The sequence below is a fragment of the Dongia sp. genome, from assembly GCF_041906375.1.
Taxonomy (GTDB): Bacteria; Pseudomonadota; Alphaproteobacteria; order Dongiales; family Dongiaceae; genus Dongia.
In genome coordinates this window covers 330,683-347,153 of the sequence record NZ_JAYRJJ010000002.1, presented here as the reverse complement: position 1 = coordinate 347,153, position 16,471 = coordinate 330,683, and the positions used below count along the sequence as shown (strand labels likewise).

17 protein-coding genes are annotated in these 16,471 nt (G+C 64.5%); 6 read left to right on the top strand and 11 right to left on the bottom strand.

Annotated elements, in window-relative coordinates; genetic code table 11:
• Positions 1-9 precede the first annotated feature (9 nt).
• From ACE3OA_RS08305 to ACE3OA_RS08290, 4 genes are all read right to left on the bottom strand, one after another.
• Positions 10-1,458: a permease gene (locus ACE3OA_RS08305; RefSeq protein WP_374309894.1), complete on the bottom strand. Its 1,449-nt coding sequence runs from the start codon at positions 1,456-1,458 to the stop codon at positions 10-12.
• A gap of 70 nt (positions 1,459-1,528) precedes the next feature.
• Entirely contained in the window at positions 1,529-3,076 is a 1,548-nt protein-coding gene (gene guaA / locus ACE3OA_RS08300; protein WP_374309892.1) for a glutamine-hydrolyzing GMP synthase, read from the bottom strand.
• Between the two features lie 86 nt (positions 3,077-3,162).
• Positions 3,163-3,753 (bottom strand): N-acetyltransferase family protein, encoded by a 591-nt coding sequence (locus ACE3OA_RS08295; protein ID WP_374309890.1) that lies wholly within the window; start codon positions 3,751-3,753, stop codon positions 3,163-3,165.
• Positions 3,750-4,520, bottom strand: a complete 771-nt coding sequence (locus ACE3OA_RS08290) for a class I SAM-dependent methyltransferase (RefSeq protein WP_374309888.1) — start codon at positions 4,518-4,520, stop codon at positions 3,750-3,752. The genes ACE3OA_RS08295 and ACE3OA_RS08290 overlap by 4 nt, the downstream gene beginning before the upstream one ends.
• Positions 4,521-4,689: 169 nt before the next feature.
• Here ACE3OA_RS08290 and ACE3OA_RS08285 point away from each other — a divergent pair, with 169 nt between their 5' ends.
• From ACE3OA_RS08285 to ACE3OA_RS08275, 3 genes are all read left to right on the top strand, one after another.
• The gene (locus ACE3OA_RS08285) at positions 4,690-5,958 is read left to right on the top strand and encodes a UbiH/UbiF/VisC/COQ6 family ubiquinone biosynthesis hydroxylase (RefSeq protein ID WP_374309886.1); all 1,269 of its coding nucleotides are present in this window, start codon (positions 4,690-4,692) and stop codon (positions 5,956-5,958) included.
• An 11-nt stretch (positions 5,959-5,969) separates the two neighbouring features.
• A complete protein-coding gene (locus ACE3OA_RS08280) occupies positions 5,970-6,629 on the top strand; it encodes an HAD family hydrolase (RefSeq protein WP_374309884.1) in 660 nt (219 codons plus the stop codon).
• Between the two features lie 113 nt (positions 6,630-6,742).
• Positions 6,743-7,141 carry a DoxX family protein gene (locus ACE3OA_RS08275; protein ID WP_374309882.1) on the top strand — a complete coding sequence of 133 codons (399 nt, stop codon included), beginning with the start codon at positions 6,743-6,745 and terminating at the stop codon, positions 7,139-7,141.
• On the opposite strand, the gene ACE3OA_RS08270 is transcribed toward ACE3OA_RS08275, so the two are convergent.
• The 3 genes from ACE3OA_RS08270 to ACE3OA_RS08260 are packed head-to-tail and all read right to left on the bottom strand — an operon-like array spanning position 7,142 to position 9,666.
• Positions 7,142-7,630, bottom strand: a complete 489-nt coding sequence (locus tag ACE3OA_RS08270; RefSeq protein WP_374309880.1) for an NUDIX domain-containing protein — start codon at positions 7,628-7,630, stop codon at positions 7,142-7,144.
• A gap of 34 nt (positions 7,631-7,664) precedes the next feature.
• Positions 7,665-8,234 carry an ActR/PrrA/RegA family redox response regulator transcription factor gene (locus ACE3OA_RS08265; RefSeq protein ID WP_374309878.1) on the bottom strand — a complete coding sequence of 190 codons (570 nt, stop codon included), beginning with the start codon at positions 8,232-8,234 and terminating at the stop codon, positions 7,665-7,667.
• Between the two features lie 13 nt (positions 8,235-8,247).
• The gene (locus ACE3OA_RS08260; protein ID WP_374309875.1) at positions 8,248-9,666 is read right to left on the bottom strand and encodes an ActS/PrrB/RegB family redox-sensitive histidine kinase; all 1,419 of its coding nucleotides are present in this window, start codon (positions 9,664-9,666) and stop codon (positions 8,248-8,250) included.
• A gap of 135 nt (positions 9,667-9,801) precedes the next feature.
• Between ACE3OA_RS08260 and ACE3OA_RS08255 the strand changes: the two genes are divergently transcribed.
• Both ACE3OA_RS08255 and ACE3OA_RS08250 read left to right on the top strand, forming a co-directional pair.
• Complete coding sequence (locus ACE3OA_RS08255; protein ID WP_374309873.1) at positions 9,802-10,563, top strand: ABC transporter ATP-binding protein; 762 nt, start codon at positions 9,802-9,804, stop codon at positions 10,561-10,563.
• A 136-nt stretch (positions 10,564-10,699) separates the two neighbouring features.
• Positions 10,700-11,500, top strand: a complete 801-nt coding sequence (locus tag ACE3OA_RS08250; RefSeq protein ID WP_374309871.1) for an ABC transporter permease — start codon at positions 10,700-10,702, stop codon at positions 11,498-11,500.
• Here ACE3OA_RS08250 and ACE3OA_RS08245 read toward each other — a convergent pair.
• The 4 genes from ACE3OA_RS08245 to cobT all read right to left on the bottom strand — a co-directional run bounded on the left by ACE3OA_RS08245 (position 11,448) and on the right by cobT (position 15,466).
• Positions 11,448-12,767 carry a sensor histidine kinase gene (locus ACE3OA_RS08245; RefSeq protein WP_374309869.1) on the bottom strand — a complete coding sequence of 440 codons (1,320 nt, stop codon included), beginning with the start codon at positions 12,765-12,767 and terminating at the stop codon, positions 11,448-11,450. The two genes, ACE3OA_RS08250 and ACE3OA_RS08245, sit on opposite strands and share 53 nt — an antisense overlap.
• 87 nt (positions 12,768-12,854) lie before the next feature.
• Positions 12,855-13,148: a hypothetical protein gene (locus ACE3OA_RS08240; protein ID WP_374309867.1), complete on the bottom strand. Its 294-nt coding sequence runs from the start codon at positions 13,146-13,148 to the stop codon at positions 12,855-12,857.
• Positions 13,145-14,323 carry a DNA glycosylase AlkZ-like family protein gene (locus ACE3OA_RS08235; RefSeq protein ID WP_374309865.1) on the bottom strand — a complete coding sequence of 393 codons (1,179 nt, stop codon included), beginning with the start codon at positions 14,321-14,323 and terminating at the stop codon, positions 13,145-13,147. Before ACE3OA_RS08235 ends, ACE3OA_RS08240 begins: the two co-directional genes overlap by 4 nt.
• 117 nt (positions 14,324-14,440) lie before the next feature.
• A complete protein-coding gene (gene cobT / locus ACE3OA_RS08230; protein WP_374309862.1) occupies positions 14,441-15,466 on the bottom strand; it encodes a nicotinate-nucleotide--dimethylbenzimidazole phosphoribosyltransferase in 1,026 nt (341 codons plus the stop codon).
• 149 nt (positions 15,467-15,615) lie between these two features.
• Here cobT and cobS point away from each other — a divergent pair, with 149 nt between their 5' ends.
• Complete coding sequence (gene cobS, locus ACE3OA_RS08225) at positions 15,616-16,461, top strand: adenosylcobinamide-GDP ribazoletransferase (protein ID WP_374309860.1); 846 nt, start codon at positions 15,616-15,618, stop codon at positions 16,459-16,461.
• Positions 16,462-16,471 lie beyond the last annotated feature (10 nt).

The following is a 16,471-nucleotide window of genomic DNA, read 5'->3' as shown; positions in this document are numbered from 1 at the left end:
TTTGCATGGTCACGAGGGCTGCACCGCTTGGCGCCGGCGGCGCTGCAGCCAGGTCAGTGCAACCGCGAGCAGGATGACGAAGGCGGCCATCCCCAATGCCAGCCACCCGATGGCGACGCCATCCACCCAGGCGCCGAATATCAGGCCCGCAGTGATGCTGAAGATCGCCACCAGGCCCACATAGGCAAAAGTCTTGGGTCGGCCGATGACCGCCGAAATCATCAGGATGCTCTGCAGGCTCAACTCCGGGTCGGCCATCAGATAGGCCAATAGCGGGCCGGGATGCATGCCCAGATCCAGGAACATCCGGGCCACCGGCACTTCCACCAGTGTGGGAAAGTACATGAACACGCCAAAGACCACAGCCGTCGCATTGGCCAGCAGGTCGTTGCGGCCGGCCAAGGCCTCGATCCATTCGGGCTGGATCAACTGGCGGATGACGCCGACGGCAAAAACGCCGACAACCAGCAGCAGGAATATCTGCTTCACAAACCGCCACGATTCCCACAGCCAGGCCTGCCAGTCCCCGGGGTCGAGGCGTCTCGCATAGTGGCTGACGGCCAGCAGTGCACAGCCGACCGCGAGCAAGCGGCCGGTGACGACAACCTCAAGATTCCCGTCAAGCACGGCAAAGCGAAGGGCAGCCACCAGCAATGTGGTGGCTGCGAGGCCCAGGGTGACCCAGGTCCAGCGGTTGGCGCCTTCGACAATATTTTCCATACCCCTGTAGGCCGTGGCGCCGATCAGGATCAGCAGCGCAATGAGCAGGGAGCCTTGCACACTCACACCCTCCTCACCCTTGGTGGCGTCGAACGGCACCCACTGGAACAGCGTCGCCTGCCATGCCTCGGCCCAGGGCAGATTCAGGCTGACTACCGTCACGGTGGCGGTGAGCGGCCAGAGCTTGAGCGTACCGGCGATCAGCAGGGCGACCAGCGACAGGAGGACCCCGATGGCGTTGGGGTTGATGCTGGCCTTGTCGGCAAACAAGGCATCGGTCTGCGCATCGTGGCTGGCATCGTCGCGCCGGAACAGCAGGGCCATCAGCATGCCGACGCCGATGCCGAACAGGAGACACAGCAGAACGCGCGCGATGGCAAACTCCACCCCCAGGATGCTGCCGGTATAGGCCAGCGCCATGATATTTCCCGCCGGCGCGAAGAACAGGAAGGTCATGGCCGGTCCGATGCCGGCACCCTTGCGATAGATGCCGGCGAACAGCGGCACGATCGTGCATGAGCAAACCGCCAGCAGCGAGCCAGCAACAGCCGCCGCCGGATAGGACACATGACGCGGCGTCGTGCGTCCGAGCCAGCGTGTGATACTGGCCTTCGGGATGAGTGCCGCCATGGCTCCCGCGATGAAAAACGCCGGCAGCAGGCACAAAAGAACATGGGCGGCGAGATAGGCGGCGAGGTTGCCGGCGCCACCGTTCAACAGTTGCAGAACAAGGCTCATAGGTGAATGCTACCACAAGCGATGGGGCAATCGACCCGGATTCGACGTAATGGATTCCGCGCTTGTCCCCTCACTCCCACTCGATCGTTCCCGGTGGCTTCGACGTGTAGTCGTAGACCACACGGTTGATGCCCTTCACTTCGTTGACGATGCGGGTGGCGACCCGGCCCAGGAAGGCCGGTTCGAAGGGATAGAAATCGGCCGTCATGCCGTCGGTCGAGGTGACGGCGCGAAGCGCGCAGACGAAGTCGTAGGTGCGGCCGTCGCCCATGACGCCGACCGTGCGCACGGGCAGCAGCACGGCAAAGGCCTGCCAGATCTTTTCATAGAGACCGGCCTTGTCGATCTCTTCCAGATAGATCGTGTCGGCCTTCCGCAGGATGTCACATTTTTCCTTCGAGACGGCGCCGGGGATGCGGATGGCAAGGCCGGGGCCGGGGAAGGGATGGCGGCGGATCATTTTCTCCGGCAGGCCGAGTTCTCGGCCCAGCACGCGCACCTCATCCTTGAAGAGCTCGCGCAAGGGTTCGACCAGCTTCATGCGCATGCGTTCGGGCAGGCCGCCGACATTGTGGTGGCTCTTGATGGTGACGCTGGGGCCGCCGGTGAAGGAGACGCTCTCGATCACGTCCGGATAGAGCGTGCCTTGCGCCAGGAAGTCGGCACCACCCAGCTTCTTCGCCTCCTCCTCGAACACCTCAATGAAGAGGCGGCCGATGGTCTTGCGCTTCGTCTCGGGGTCGGAGACGCCGTCGAGTTGGCCGAGAAACAAATCGGAGGCGTCGCGATGCACCAGCGGGATGTTGTAATGATCGCGGAAGAGCGCCACGACCTGATCCGCCTCGGCCGCCCGCAACAGGCCGTGATCGACGAAGATGCAGGTGAGTTGGTCACCGATCGCCTGATGGATGAGGACCGCCGCCACGGCTGAGTCGACGCCGCCGGAAAGCCCGCAGATGACGCGCCCCTTGCCGACCTGGGCGCGGATCTTGGCGATCTCGGCGTCGCGGAAGGCCGCCATGGTCCAGTCGCCCTTGCAGCCGCAGATCTTGTGGACGAAGTTGGAAAGCAGCTTCGCCCCATCCGGCGTATGCGCCACCTCGGGGTGGAACTGCACGGCGTAGCGCTTCTCGGCCACATTGGCGATGGCCGCGAAAGGCGCGCCGCCGGAGGTCGCCACCACTTCAAAGCCTGCCGGGATGGAGACGACGCGGTCGCCATGGCTCATCCACACCTGATACGATCCGCCCTTGACCCAGACACCGTCGAAAAGCGGCACCTCCTTCTGCACCAGGAGTTCGGCGCGGCCGAATTCGCGGTGGTCGGAGCCTTCGACCTTGCCGCCCAATTGCGCGCACATGGCCTGCTCGCCATAGCAGATGCCAAGGACCGGCAACTTCGATTCCCACACATATTGCGGGGCGCGGGGGCCATCCTCAGTCGTCACCGAATGCGGCGAGCCGGACAGGATGATGCCCTTGGGATCGAACGCCTTGATCCGCGCTGCATCGGCGCTGAACGGGAATATCTCGCAATAAACCCCGGCCTCGCGCAGTCGCCGCGCAATCAGCTGCGTCACCTGCGAGCCGAAATCGAGAATGAGGATACGGTCGGTCATTCGGTCTCCTTAGTTTTGTCTTCGTAGAGCGAGGGTAACACCCTCACCCCGATCCTCTCCCCCTTGCAGGGGGCGAGGGAGATTCTTCAATGCTCCGCACCAACAACTTCCTCGCCCCGCTTGCGGGGAGAGGGTGGGGTGAGGGGTGTCTCATTCAGACTGGCCAATGCAAGCAAATCCCGCCAGCCATACGCCACATCTGGCACACCTTCATCGATGCCCTCGGCGATGAGCGCGCCGCCGATCTTTTCGTAGAACTTGCGATAGGCATTGTCGCTATAGGCCCAGAGCATCAGCGCGCTTTTGCCGGTTACTGTCCAGTGCGCGGCCGAGGCGGCGATGAGGGCGCGACCCAATCCCTTGCCTTGCACTTCCTGCCGGCAGTGGAGCGAATAGATCTCGCAATCGAAACCGGTAAGGCTACCCTTGCGGATATCGTGTTCCTTGACGGACCCGCCGAGCAGGAAGCCGTCGAGCCGCTCGCCGACACTTCCCACCAGGATGAGTTTCTTTGGGTCGGCCAGCCAGTCTTGCCACAGGGGCAGGCGCTTTTCCGGCTGCATGGCGGCGAGCTGGTCTGCCGGCATGAAGGCGCCATAGGCCAGCAGCCAGCCTTTGAGGTGGATCTCGGCGATGGCGGGGAGGTCGGCTTCCGTGGCACCGCGGATCTTCGTCATGGCTTCTGCCCCCACAACGCGACCAGCCGGTGCGGCACGGGAATGGGATCGCCGGGAAAGTCGCGGGCGAGGAGTGCACCGAGCGCGGCGTCGAATTTCTCGACCTCGGCCGCACCCAGGCTGGCCGCGATGCCGGCGGAGCCGCGGATGCGGCCGCGCCAGGCTTCCGGGCTGTAGGGAATGTCGTAATCGACCGACGCGCTCTCGCGCCGGGCGAAGCCGCCATTGATGAGGTCGCGCTGCTGGTCGGCGCTGTGGCCCTGCCAGCCGCCGAGATGCCAGTTGGGATTACGCGCCTCGATCAGCGCTTCCGTCGCCGCAACGACATTGCCGGGAAGCGGCAGCCAGACCAGATTGGCGATGAGCAAATGGCCGCCGGGTTTCAGGAGGCGCATGGCCTCGGCCATCACCTTCGGTGCGTCGAACCAGTGCCAGCAGGTACCGGCGCTGATGAGGTCAAATTGGTCCGCGGGCAGGCCGGTCGCCTCCGCCGGGGCGGTAACGTATTCGGTCGTGAGGCCGGCGGCCCGGTCGAGATCGCGGGCCGCTTCCATCATACCCGTGGCGACATCGAGGCCGGTGACGTGCGCGCCGCGAAGCGCGAAGCCGCGTCCCAGGAACCCCGTACCGGTACCGATGTCGAGAATCCGCGAGCCGGGCCGGAACAATCCGCGTTCCGCCATCCGGTCGTAGAACCAGTCCGGAAAGCCGGCCCGGTGGCGGGCGTAATCGGCGGCGGTCCTGTTCCAATCGGGGGCCAATTTCATGCGGCCTTATAGCCGCTGGACATCGCCTGCGTAAACCGGGATTGTGCCAGCCATGACAGACTCACATACCACACCGAATGCGCCAGCAAACGCAGGCACTTACCCGCTAAATGCAGGTGAGCCGAGGCGCGTTCCGCTTTCGGACGAGGCGCCCCACGAAACCGAAATATTGATTGTTGGCGGCGGCCTCGTCGGCATGGCCATGGCGGCGGCCCTGGGCGGGGCCGGAATCCCGGTGACCTTGGTCGAATCGGAAAAGCTGCCGGACCTCACCGGCGAGGCGTTCGACGGCCGTTCCTCGGCCATCGCCTATGGCTCGCAGCAGGTGCTGGCCGGCATCGGCGCCTGGGACCATATCGCCCCTTTTGCCGAGCCGATCCGCGACATCCGCGTTTCCGACGGCGGTTGGCAGTTCGAGGGGGCGAGCCCCTTTTTCGTCCATTACCATTTTGCCGACCTCAATCCCGAGACGATTCCAGGCGCCCGGTCACACGAGGGTGGGGGCGGTCATCCGCCCTTCGGCTGGATCATCGAGAACCGCGCCGTCCGCATCGGCCTGGTGAAGCGCCTGCAGGAAATTCCGGCGGTGACGCATATCCCCGGCATGCGGGTGGACGAGATCGATTTTGCGGGCAAGAGCAATCTGGCGACCTTGAGCGATGGCAGGCGCATCCGCGCGCGCCTCGTCATTGGCGCCGATGGCCGCGCCTCGGCCGTGCGCCGCATGGCCGGGATCGGCGTCAAGGAACTGGGCTACAAGCACGACGCCATCGTTTGCACCGTGACGCACGAACGGCCGCATGACGGCGTCGCACACGAGCATTTCCTGCCCATCGGTCCCTTCGCCATGCTGCCGATGACGGACGACGCGGAGGGGCGCCACCGTTCCTCTATCGTCTGGACCGAGGATGCGCGCATCATCCCGATGCTGCTGAAACTCACCGATGCCGAACTCGGCCTCGAGATCGAACGGCGCTTCGGCACGACATTGGGCCGCATTCTTCCTATCGGTCCGCGCTTCACCTATCCGCTGAAGATGATTCTCGCCGACACCTACATCAAGGAAGGCCTGGCCATCACCGGCGACGCCGCCCACGGCATGCACCCCATTGCCGGCCAGGGCTTCAACATGGGTGTGCGGGACGTGGCAGCTTTGGGACAGGTGCTGGTCGATGCCTGGCGGGGCGGCCTCGATCTCGGCAGCCTGCAGGTCCTCGAAGGCTATGCGCGCTGGCGCCGCTTCGACAATCTGATGATGCTGGTGGTGACCGATGGCCTCACGCGGCTCTTCTCCAATGATCTGCCGCCGGTCCGGCTGTTGCGCGATCTTGGCTTCTTCTTCTTCAACAAGGCCAAGCCTCTGAAGCGCTTCGCCATGCGTCATGCCATGGGCATCGTCGGCGATCTACCGCGTCTGGTGCGCGGCGAAAAGCTCTGAGCGCCTACGCCATGTTCCGGCCATCCCTGGTGATTTTCGATTGCGACGGCGTTCTCATCGACAGCGAGCATCTGGCCTGCATCGCCGAGACGCGCGTCTTCCGCCGCTACGGGCTCGACATGGCTGATGATTTCATCGTCAGCCATTGCGTCGGATTGAGCTGGGCGAGCGCGCTGGCATTGGTGGAGCGGCATTTCAATTGGGTGGCCCCGGCCGATTGCGCTGCGGCAGTCAAAGCGGAGACGCAGCGGGTCTTTGAAGCGGAGCTCAAAGCGACGGCCGGTATCGCCGATCTGCTCGACCGCATTGCTTTACCGCGCTGCGTCGCCTCCTCCAGTTCGCCGGAACGGCTGAAGCATAGCCTCGGCCTCGTCGGGCTCTATGAGCGCCTTGCCCCGCATATCTTCAGCGCCACCATGGTCGAGAACGGCAAGCCCGCCCCCGATCTTTTCCTCCATGCCGCGCGCCGGATGGGCCATCCGCCCGGGCAATGCGTGGTGATCGAGGACAGCGTCGCCGGTGTCACCGCCGGCAAGGCCGCCGGCATGACGGTCATCGGCTTTACCGGCGGCAGCCATGTGCTGCCCGGCCTTGGGGCCAGGCTCAAGGCGACCGGTGCCGACGCGGTCGTTGCCGACATGGCAGAAGTCGCAAAGATATTAGGGGTTTAGACGCCACCCGCCATTGCCTGTCTTGGCAGTTCCGGAGTCGCTCACCTATCCTCGCCCCCAGCCCGCCCGGTGGCGGTCGCCGATCGACTCACGCCTCACTGAAGGAGAATGTCATGGCAATCCGCGACGCGCTCAATCCGCATGCACCGCGATTCTTGAGCATCCTGCGCATCATGTCGGGCCTTGTCTTCCTGGTACACGGCACCGGCAAGCATCTGGGCTTTCCCGATCTCGGCATGGAAATCCCGGCGGGTTCCGCCGTGTGGTATGCCGGGTGGATCGAACTCGTCTGCGGCGCGCTCATCGCCATCGGCCTCTTCACGCGGCCGGCCGCCTTCCTCGCTTCCGGCACCATGGCGGTGGCCTATTTCATGATGCACGCGCCGGCCAGCTTCTTTCCAGCCGTTAACATGGGTGACGCCGCGATCCTCTATTGCTTCGTCTTCCTCTATCTGGTCTTCGCGGGTCCGGGCCCCTGGAGCGTCGATGCCAAGATCGGCAAGGACAGCTGATCAGATCAGCTGGAACTGTCCCGTCTCGCGGAAGCGCAGATAGGCGGCGATGCTGAGCGGGGTCGAGGGCATCAGCGGGTCGGGCAGCGCGTCCGGGCGGAACCAGCCGAATTCGAGCGATTCCTCCGATGTCACTGGCAGGATGCCGTCCGGCCAGTCGGCGCAGAACAGCATGACGAAGAATTGACACTGGTGGCCATTGGGAAAGGTGATGGTCTTCGTCTTGGGGTCCGAGGCAAAGCCATAGGGGGTCACGGCCTCAATCTCGACACCCGTTTCCTCCGCCATTTCGCGGCGGATGGCGGTGGCGATGTCCTCGCCCGGCTCCGGACTGCCCGCAGGGATGCCCCAGATGCCGAAATCGGCGCGCCGTTCGAGGAGAATCAGTCCCGCCGTATCGACGAACAGGCACGAGGCGCCCGGCAACAGCAGCAGGTCGTTGCCGACCTTCTGCCGCAGCGGGAAGAGATAGCTGTCGCGAAAGCTCATCCAGCAGCGCTCACGCGCCCATTCGCAAGCGCGCTCACGCGCGCGGGGCGTATTTGGCGAGGATGCGCTGCAGGGTGCGGCGATGCATACGCAGGCGCCGGGCGGTTTCCGAGACGTTGCGGTCGCATTGCTCATAGACGCGCTGGATATGCTCCCAGCGCACGCGGTCGGCCGTCATCGGCTGTTCCGGCGGCGGCGGCAGCGCGTCACGATGCTCGAGCAGCGCCGCTTCGACCTGGTCAGCATCGGCGGGCTTGGGGAGATAGTCGATGGCGCCCGATTTGATGGCGGCGACGGCGGTCGCGATATTGCCGTATCCGGTCAGGATGACGACACGGCAATCCGGCCGGCTCTTCTTGATTTCCGGAACCACGTCGAGGCCGCTGCCGTCAGCTAGACGCAGATCGACCACGGCATAGCGCGGCGGATGCGCCTTGGCCGCAGCGATGCCCGCATCGACGCTTTCCGCCTGGGTCACCTGGAAGCCGCGCTTCTCGAGCGCGAGGGCGAGGCGCTGGCGATAGGGCGCGTCGTCATCGATGATCAGCAGCGTCTTCTCGACGGCGGTGTTCGTCGGCGTCGCTTGTTCCGTCTTCTCGTTCATCTCGTCTTGCCCTTCACTCCTTATGCGCCTCGCTGTTGAGCGCGCTGCGTGGCCATACCACTTTAACCTCGGCACCGCCGAAATCGTTATTGTCGAACTGGACGCTCCCGCCCGAACGTTCCAGCAGGTTCTGGGCGATGAAGATGCCCAGACCCATATGATCCCCCTGGCGGCGGTCGGGTTTCGGGACCCCGGCGGTGCCGGTGGCTCGAGCGACCAGGCCGCGCCGCATCAGTTTGCCACCATAACGCCCCAGGGCGGCGGAAATATAGGGGTCGCCGAGCCGGTCGAGCAGGTCGGGCGGAAAGCCCACGCCGTCATCCGTGATGGTGATGCTGAGTTCTTCCCTCGACCAGGCGATCACCACCTGGACCTCTTCCTTGGCGAATTCGATGGCATTCTGCAGCAGATTGCCAAGGCCATGCATGATTTCGGGCCGGCGCGGCATGACCGGCGGGTCCTGCTCGCCGCCCTCGCTTTTGGACTCGATGCGGAGTGCCACCGACGGGCGCAGGAAGGGTTCTGCCGCCAGTTCCACCAGCAGGGGGGCGGCGAGGACATGAAAATGGTCCTTCGTGGATTGCTCCGGCCGCGCCGCGATTTCGGCCAAAATATGCCGGCAACGCTCGGCCTGGCTCAGCAGCAGCTCGGCATCGGGCCGATAGGGCGAGTCGGCCGGCAGGTCCTTGGTCAATTCCTTGGCGATGAGCGAGATGGTGCCGAGGGGCGAGCCCAATTCATGCGCCGCCGCCGCGGCCAGTGCTCCGACCGACGAAATGCGCTGTTCCCGGTCCAGGGCCGATTGCACCGCCATCAGCGCGTCGGCCACGCGGCGCGATTCCTCGGCCACCTTGAACACGTAGACCGAGATGAAGACTGCTGCGAGGGCGAGGGCGATGGCGAGGCCGAAGACGAAGATCGGCGGCAGGTCAAAGGCCGATGCGGGCCAGGGCAGCGGCAGATGGAAGAGGGCCAGGATGTTGATGCAGGTGATGGAGAGTGCCGTCAACCCCAAGGTCGAGCGGAAGCTCAAGGCCGCAGCCGAGACCGTGACGGGCGCCAGGAGCAGGAGCGAAAAGGGATTGTGGAGGCCGCCGGTCAATCCCAGCAGGACCGTTAATTGCACCATGTCGAAGGCGAAATAGAGCGCCGATTCCCGGTCATTGAGGCGCGCGTTCGACTTGCGGCGCAGCTGCGGGACCAGGGTGGCAATTGCCAGAGCCGCCACCGCGACAGCCGCCGGCACGAGCGGGATCGGATAGCCCAGCGCCAGATTGACGAACAGAAGCGATGAGGCCTGTCCCGCCACGGCTACCCAGCGGATGGCGAGAAGGGTGCGCAGGCGCACGCGACCGCGCGCCGGGCGCCGCAGGGCACGCGGCCAGCTTGGGTCGGGAGCCGACGCCTCGGGGGGTGAAATAGTCTCACTCATATCAGGGCATCAATGCCATGGTGGTCGGGATTTGCAACCTGCCGATTTTACACCAAGGTGTTGAATCGGCTATCAATGGGCGGAAAGTCATACCTTTTTCTTCGATCTTAAGAATCATTCAAACCGACCCGTATCATGGATTCCAATTGCATCATTGACGTGGATCAGCTTGCCAAGGATTTCGGTTCCTTGCGGGCCGTGGATGGGCTCAATTTCACCGTCGCCGCCGGGCGGACCGTCGCCTTGCTGGGCGGTAATGGGGCGGGCAAGACGACCACGATATCCATGCTGCTGGGCCTGCTGGTCCCGACCGCCGGGCGAATCAGCCTGTTTGGCCAAGATATCGCGCTCAATCGCCACCGCGTGCTGGGGCGCATGAACTTCTCGTCGCCCTATGTCGACCTGCCGCATCGCCTCTCGGCCCGGGAAAATCTCACCATCTTCGCCAAGCTCTATGGCATCCGGGACGTGGCGGGGCGCATCCGGGAGATCGCCAAGGCACTCGATCTCGATGCCCTTCTCGACCGGCGCACCGGCTCGCTCTCGGCCGGGCAGAAGACGCGGGTGGCGCTTGCCAAGGCACTGCTCAACCGACCCGAACTGCTGCTGCTCGACGAACCGACCGCCTCGTTGGATCCTGATACGGCCGATTGGGTCCGGCACTATCTCGAAACCTATCAGCGCGAACAGGGCGCGGCGATCCTGCTTGCCTCGCACAATATGGGCGAGGTCGAGCGCCTGGCGCATGAAGTGCTGATGCTGAGGAAGGGCAGGATCGTCGATCGCGGCACGCCGGACGATCTCATCTACCGTTTCGGCCGGCAGAATCTCGAGGAAGTCTTCCTCGACATCGCAAGAGACCGACGTGTCGGCGATCCCGCGAAGGTGGAGGCGTAATGGCGATGTTAGAGCGCTTGCACCCCCTCACCCCAACCCCTCTCCCCGGAGGGGCGAGGGGCTTTCAGTCGGACTCGTTCGGAACTCCCTCGCCCCGCGATAGCGGGGAGAGGGTCGGGGTGAGGGGTCGTCCGGAATGACCGCCATCTCCCTCACCCGCGTCGGGGCCATGTGCCAGCGCCATTTCTATGTCATGCGCCGCTCCTGGCCGCGCCTCATCGAGATGGCCTATTGGCCGACCATGCAGATGGTGATCTGGGGCTTTCTGTCGCAATTCCTCGCCACCAACAGTTCTTATGTCGCCGGTGCCTTCGGGGTGCTCATTTCCGGTGTCATGCTGTGGGACGTGCTGTTCCGCGGCCAGCTCGGCTTCTCGCTCTCCTTCATCGAAGAACTCTGGTCGCGCAACCTCGCCAATCTCTATTGCTCGCCGCTGACGCCGCTCGAACACATTCTGTCGCTGGTCGCCATGTCCTTCGTGCGTGCCGTCATCGGTGTCGTGCCGGCCATGCTGCTGGCCATTCCCTTCTACGATTTCTCGATCTTTACTCTCGGCGTGCCCTTGCTGGCTTTCTTCTTCAACCTGCTGTTCATGGGCTGCGCGCTGGGCCTGCTCGTCACCGCCATGATCCTGCGCTATGGCCTGGCGGCCGAGAACATGGCCTGGTTCCTGGTCTTCTTCCTGGCCCCCTTCTCCTGCGCCTATTACCCGATCTCGGTCCTGCCGGGCTGGGCGCAGATACTGGCGCTGGGACTGCCTTCGACCCATGTCTTCGAGGGCATGCGCGCCATGCTTTTCCACGGCACGTTCCTGTGGGATCACTTCTTCGCGGCGGTGGGGCTCAACGTCCTGCTCTGCCTCGTCGGCATCGCCGCCTATCTCTTCAGCTTCGGGCGGGCGCGAAAGCTGGGATTGTTGCTGCAGGTGGGTGAATAGGCAGCTCGGTGCCGAGCGCCAGCGGGGGCAGCGTCATGATGGCCGTCGTTCCGGCGCCGAGTTCCGAGGTCAAATGCAAGGTGCCGCCGTGGAGCGCCATGATCTGGCGCGACAGCGGCAGGCCGAGGCCGGTCCCCTCATTCTTGCGGTTGAGATGGTTTTCGACCTGCACGAACGGTTCGAAGACGCGCTCGAGATCAGCGGGCGCGATACCCAGGCCGTTATCCACCACCTCGATCACCGGCGAGCCGGCAAGATCGCAATGGGCGCGCAGGGAAACCACGTCGCCGCCATTCGAGAACTTGATCGCGTTGGAAAGCAGGTTGATGACGACCTGCCGCAACCGCCGTTCATCGGCGACGACCGCCAGCGACGGCGTCGGTTCCAGTTCCAGGCGCACATTGCGCGCGGCGGCCTGGCCGCGGGTGACGCCCAGTGCCGAATGCAGCATCTCGCCGAGCTGGAATTCATGGGCGTTCAGGGTGAGAGCGCCGGCTTCCAGCTTCGAATAGTCGAGAATATCGTTGATGAGGCCGAGGAGGTGCTGCCCGCTTTGGCGGATGTCGCCGATATAATCTGGCAGCTGCGGCGCGTCCCGGCCGGCACCGGGCAGGCCCAGCAGCAGTTCCGAAAAGCCGATAATGGCGTTCAAGGGCGTGCGCAACTCATGGCTCATGGTGGCAAGGAAGCGGGCGCGCGAGCTTGCCGCGAATTCCGCCGCATGGCGCGCCTCGTCCAGCTGCTCCAGGCGCCGATGCGCCTGCTCGACGGTAAGCTCCAGCAGTTTTGCCATGGTGCCGATGCCGCTGAAGCGGCCGTCCTTGGTCACCAGGAAGCCGGATTGGATCGCTTCCGGATAGCTCGCCGTGATCAGGCGCTTGATCTCGTCGAGCGGCGTCTCTTCGTCCACCACCAAGGGCTGGCGGTTCATGAGGGCAAGAATCGGCCGCTTGAAATAGACGTCGAACCACAAGGGCTGGGCAAAGACCGACAGCAACCTGTCGCGCTCGACTGCGCCATAGACCACGCCGGTTTCATCGGCGACGGGCAGCAGGGGCAGGGCGGTATTGCTGCGAAAGAGATCGAGTACCTTGGCGCCGGTCGTCTCCGGCCGGATGACCGGCGCATCCGAGGCCAGTTCGCGCGCCATCAGGGTAAAGGCGCGCACCTTCGGCGCCGCTTCCGCCGCCGCAATTTCCGCCGGGCGCAGCTCAGCTTCGCTCCGTTCCTGCGGCTCCGGCTTCATGTCCACCTTCGTCTGCAACATGGCGGGCTATGTGCCATATGCTCTGTGACAGGCGGATGACAGCCCGATGGCTGAATCACATTATGGCGTGCGCTTGAGCAGATTCAGTCAATCGCAGCAGGCATTCCGGGTCGCGGGATCGCAGGGATTGTCCTTTAGCGAGGCATGTTGCGGGCCTTCTGGCGCACGCGCCTGGGGCGGCATCAGATCGAGCGGTCCGGCCCCGCCACCGGGCGCATCCTCATACCGCCCATCCTGTCGCCAATGACAAAGGCCCACCATCGGCACCATGCCGCTGATGCGGCCGGTGGCTGCATCGATCGCCGTCACCGTGACCTCGCGCCGATCGCGCGTGCGCAATCCGTGGCCGGCGGAAATAAGGGCGGCGAAGTCATCGGTCATCCGTCGACCTTCCCCACCAACGTCATGCGCTGTGCCTTCGTCAAACCCGGTGAGGCAACGACCTTTTCGCATCCCGCGATGCGGGCAAAGCGGTGCACGGCGGCGCGCAAATGCGGCAGCGGCACGTCGTGATAGAGTTCCAGCCCGGTGATGCGCCAGTCGCCATCCTCCCGCCGGCCGTCGATCAACCCAACCGCGCGGTCGCGATAGAGCAGCGGCATGGCGAAATAGAAGCGGCGCTGGTCCTCCGGCGTATAGGCCTCGAACTTGTAGGTGAAGCCGAACAATTCGGTGAAGCGCCGGCGGCTGAACATCAGATTGTCCAGCGGCGGTACCAGGCGCACGGTGTCGTCCTGCGGCGGTATGCCTGCCATGAAGCGGTCGAGGTCGGATTTAAGCGCCAGATAGCGGTGATGCGTATCGCCTTCGAGGGATTCGATCCAGTCGATGAGCTGATGATCGAGCGCCTCCTCGATCAGCCGCTTCGCCACGGCCATGCCGCCGCGCCATGTGCCGACATGATGCGAGACGCGCTCGGCCAATTGCCGCGGGGTCGCGAGCTTCAGCACGGAGAGTGCCGAATGGACGAAGAAGGATTTGTGCGAATTGCGATAGTCGGGCAGCGGCAACAACAATTCGGGCGCCACGCGCTCGGTCAAATCGAACAGGCGATGAAAGTTCTTGCTGCGGCCGCTGATCTGCACCTGGCCGGTGTGATAAAGGTATTCGAGTGCCCGCGTTGTCGCCTTGATGGTGTTGAAGCCGCCGATGACGCGCTCGGAGTCGAGATCGGCCGGCGAGACAGGGCCGTTCGTCTCGATATGCTTCTTCACCTTGCGCATCAGCGGGCGCATTTCCTTCAGGCGCTCCTGATTGACCGCCTTGGAAAAATCCTTGAGGAAGAAGGGCACCCAATCGCGCCTGGTGGCAAAGAGCGGATAGTGCGTCTCCAGCATATGCCGGTCGCGATAATAGACGTCGTAAAGGTCGCTGATCGGCGCATCGGTGCGCGCAACCCAGGCGATCTCGTGATTGCGCAGGCCCGTGGAGCGGATGCTGTCGATCTGCATCATGCCAAGGCCGACCGCGCGCTTGCCGGCGTCATCACGCGTCCAGAAGGGGCCACGCAGGCCGAGGCGGTCGAGCAGAAAGGCGCGGGCGAGTTCCTGGGACATGGCACCAACTTAATGCGTCATGGTCCGCGAAGGCGGACCACCCACGAGTTATCGATCAGCTGCCAACAAACTCATGGGTGGTCCGCCTTCGCGGACCATGACGAGTGGGGTGGCACCTTAATCCTTGTCGCTGACCCCGGCTTCGGCGAAGGTCGCCATGCCGCTGTGGCAGAGGGCCGCCGCGCGCAGAATCGGAATGCACAGGGCAGCGCCTGAAGCCTCGCCCAGACGCATGCCGAAATCAAGCAGCGGCTTTTTCGCAATTTTCTCCAAAAGCCGTTTATGCCCGGGCTCGGCCGAGCAATGCGCCACGACGCAATGATCGAGCGCGTGGCTGTCGAGCTTGAGCAGCACTGAAGCCGCAACCGTGGTGGCAAATCCGTCAAGGATCACCGGCACGCGGGCGATGCGCGCGGCGATGACGGCGCCCGTGATCGCCGCCAGTTCATGGCCGCCGAGGCAGGCCAGGATCGCCAGCGGATCGTTGAAGCTCGACCGGTGCCTGGCGAGGCCCAGATCGATCACCTCGGCCTTGCGCGAAAGCTGTGCGCCATGAACGCCGGTGCCGGGACCGGCCCAATCCGTGCCGGTGCCGCCAAAGAGCGCTGCAGCCATCGCCGAGGCCGCCGTGGTGTTGGCGATGCCCATCTCGCCCACGCAAAGCAGATCGACGCCGGGTTCGACCGCCATCATGCCGTAGGCCATGGCGCGGGCGGCATCGACTTCGCCGAGTGCCGGACCTTGCGTGAAATCCTGCGTCGGCTGGTCGAGCGACATTTCATAGACGCGCAGATCGGCATCGGCATTCTTGCACAGTTGGTTCACCGCCGCGCCGCCATGGGTGAAATTGAGCACCATCTGACGCGTGACTTCCGCGGGAAAGGCCGACACGCCGAGTGCTGCCACGCCGTGATTGCCGGCAAAGACCGCAACGCGCGGATGATTGATGACGGGCGGCGCCTTTCCTTGCCAGGTCGCCAGCCATTCGGCCAGTTCCTCCAGGCGGCCAAGGGCGCCGGCGGGCTTGGTCAATTGCCCTTCTCGCGCCCGCGCTTCCCCCGCTGCCGCAAGATCCGGCCCCGGAAACTCCGCCACAATGCGCCGCATTTCCGCAAAACTGGCAATCGACTTGTTGTCCAACATAACGCCTTGCTCCAAAATCGGCCGCCCGGGGATATAGCCTGCGGGCCGCCAGCATGTCCTACAATGGCCCGTCCTATATCCCAGGCACGGTTCCTGATACAACGACAGCGGTCCCACCCTCCCCAACCGGCAGCGGAACCGAAGCACCCATGAGCGAAGCCAATCAACCGCCCCCGCAAGATGAAACCGCCGCTTCACCGGAAGCTGCTGCCGATAGCGCGCAAGGGCCCGGGAAACCGCCGGTTACGTCGCTCCTGGCGGCCTGGCGGCGCGATGTGTTCCTGGCGCTGGGCTTCTTCACCCGCCTGCCGATGCCGGCAGCCGAGGGCAGCCTGGGGGAAGCGGCCCGTGCCTTTCCGTTCGCGGGCCTGATTGTCGGGCTAATTGGCGCCCTGGTCTATTTTGTGGCCATGGAGATCGGCCTCTCTGGCCTGCTCGCGGCATTGCTTGCCGTGGCCGCGACCGGGATCGTGACCGGCGCCCTCCACGAGGATGGCTGGGCCGATGTCTGCGACGCCCTGGGTGCCCGCGGCGGGGTCGAAAAGCGCCTGGAAATCCTGCGCGACAGCCGTTTGGGCTCTTATGGGGGGCTGGCGCTCATCTTCTCGACCTCGATCAAGGTGGCGGCCATCGCCAATCTGGGTGCCCCCGAACTGGTGGCCGGCGCTCTCATTGCCGCGCATACGCTGGGTCGCGGCGTTTTGCCGCTGGTCATGGCGCGCATGCCGCTGGCCAGGGCCAATGGCCTCGCCGTCGATGCCGGCCGGCCCAGTATCACGGCCGCCAATTGGTCACTGACCATTGCGCTGGTCATCAGCGTCATCGCCGTGGCGCCGATCGCTGCCCTCGTGGCGCTGCTCGCAGCCCTGGCTGCCACTTGGGCGGTGGCCAAGCTGGCGCAGAAGAAGTTCGGCGGCTATACCGGCGACGTGCTCGGCGCCGTCGAGCAGGTGGCGGAGATGGCGATCCTCGTCAATCTGGTGACCCTGACCTAAAAGCAAGTTC

Excerpts from the sequence above, each read along its gene's own strand:
- ACE3OA_RS08235 (WP_374309865.1), bottom strand. The coding sequence starts at position 14,323 with ATGTCCCAGGAACTCGCCCGCGCCTTTCTGCTCGACCGCCTCGGCCTG.
- ACE3OA_RS08245 (WP_374309869.1), bottom strand. The coding sequence starts at position 12,767 with ATGTTGCAGACGAAGGTGGACATGAAGCCGGAGCCGCAGGAACGGAGC.
- ACE3OA_RS08240 (WP_374309867.1), bottom strand. The coding sequence starts at position 13,148 with ATGACCGATGACTTCGCCGCCCTTATTTCCGCCGGCCACGGATTGCGC.
- ACE3OA_RS08305 (WP_374309894.1), bottom strand. The coding sequence starts at position 1,458 with ATGAGCCTTGTTCTGCAACTGTTGAACGGTGGCGCCGGCAACCTCGCC.
- ACE3OA_RS08290 (WP_374309888.1), bottom strand. The coding sequence starts at position 4,520 with ATGAAATTGGCCCCCGATTGGAACAGGACCGCCGCCGATTACGCCCGC.
- cobT (WP_374309862.1), bottom strand. The coding sequence starts at position 15,466 with ATGTTGGACAACAAGTCGATTGCCAGTTTTGCGGAAATGCGGCGCATT.
- ACE3OA_RS08265 (WP_374309878.1), bottom strand. The coding sequence starts at position 8,234 with ATGAACGAGAAGACGGAACAAGCGACGCCGACGAACACCGCCGTCGAG.
- ACE3OA_RS08270 (WP_374309880.1), bottom strand. The coding sequence starts at position 7,630 with ATGAGCTTTCGCGACAGCTATCTCTTCCCGCTGCGGCAGAAGGTCGGC.
- cobS (WP_374309860.1), top strand. The coding sequence starts at position 15,616 with ATGAGCGAAGCCAATCAACCGCCCCCGCAAGATGAAACCGCCGCTTCA.
- ACE3OA_RS08260 (WP_374309875.1), bottom strand. The coding sequence starts at position 9,666 with ATGAGTGAGACTATTTCACCCCCCGAGGCGTCGGCTCCCGACCCAAGC.
- ACE3OA_RS08275 (WP_374309882.1), top strand. The coding sequence starts at position 6,743 with ATGGCAATCCGCGACGCGCTCAATCCGCATGCACCGCGATTCTTGAGC.
- ACE3OA_RS08255 (WP_374309873.1), top strand. The coding sequence starts at position 9,802 with ATGGATTCCAATTGCATCATTGACGTGGATCAGCTTGCCAAGGATTTC.
- ACE3OA_RS08280 (WP_374309884.1), top strand. The coding sequence starts at position 5,970 with ATGTTCCGGCCATCCCTGGTGATTTTCGATTGCGACGGCGTTCTCATC.
- ACE3OA_RS08250 (WP_374309871.1), top strand. The coding sequence starts at position 10,700 with ATGACCGCCATCTCCCTCACCCGCGTCGGGGCCATGTGCCAGCGCCAT.
- guaA (WP_374309892.1), bottom strand. The coding sequence starts at position 3,076 with ATGACCGACCGTATCCTCATTCTCGATTTCGGCTCGCAGGTGACGCAG.
- ACE3OA_RS08295 (WP_374309890.1), bottom strand. The coding sequence starts at position 3,753 with ATGACGAAGATCCGCGGTGCCACGGAAGCCGACCTCCCCGCCATCGCC.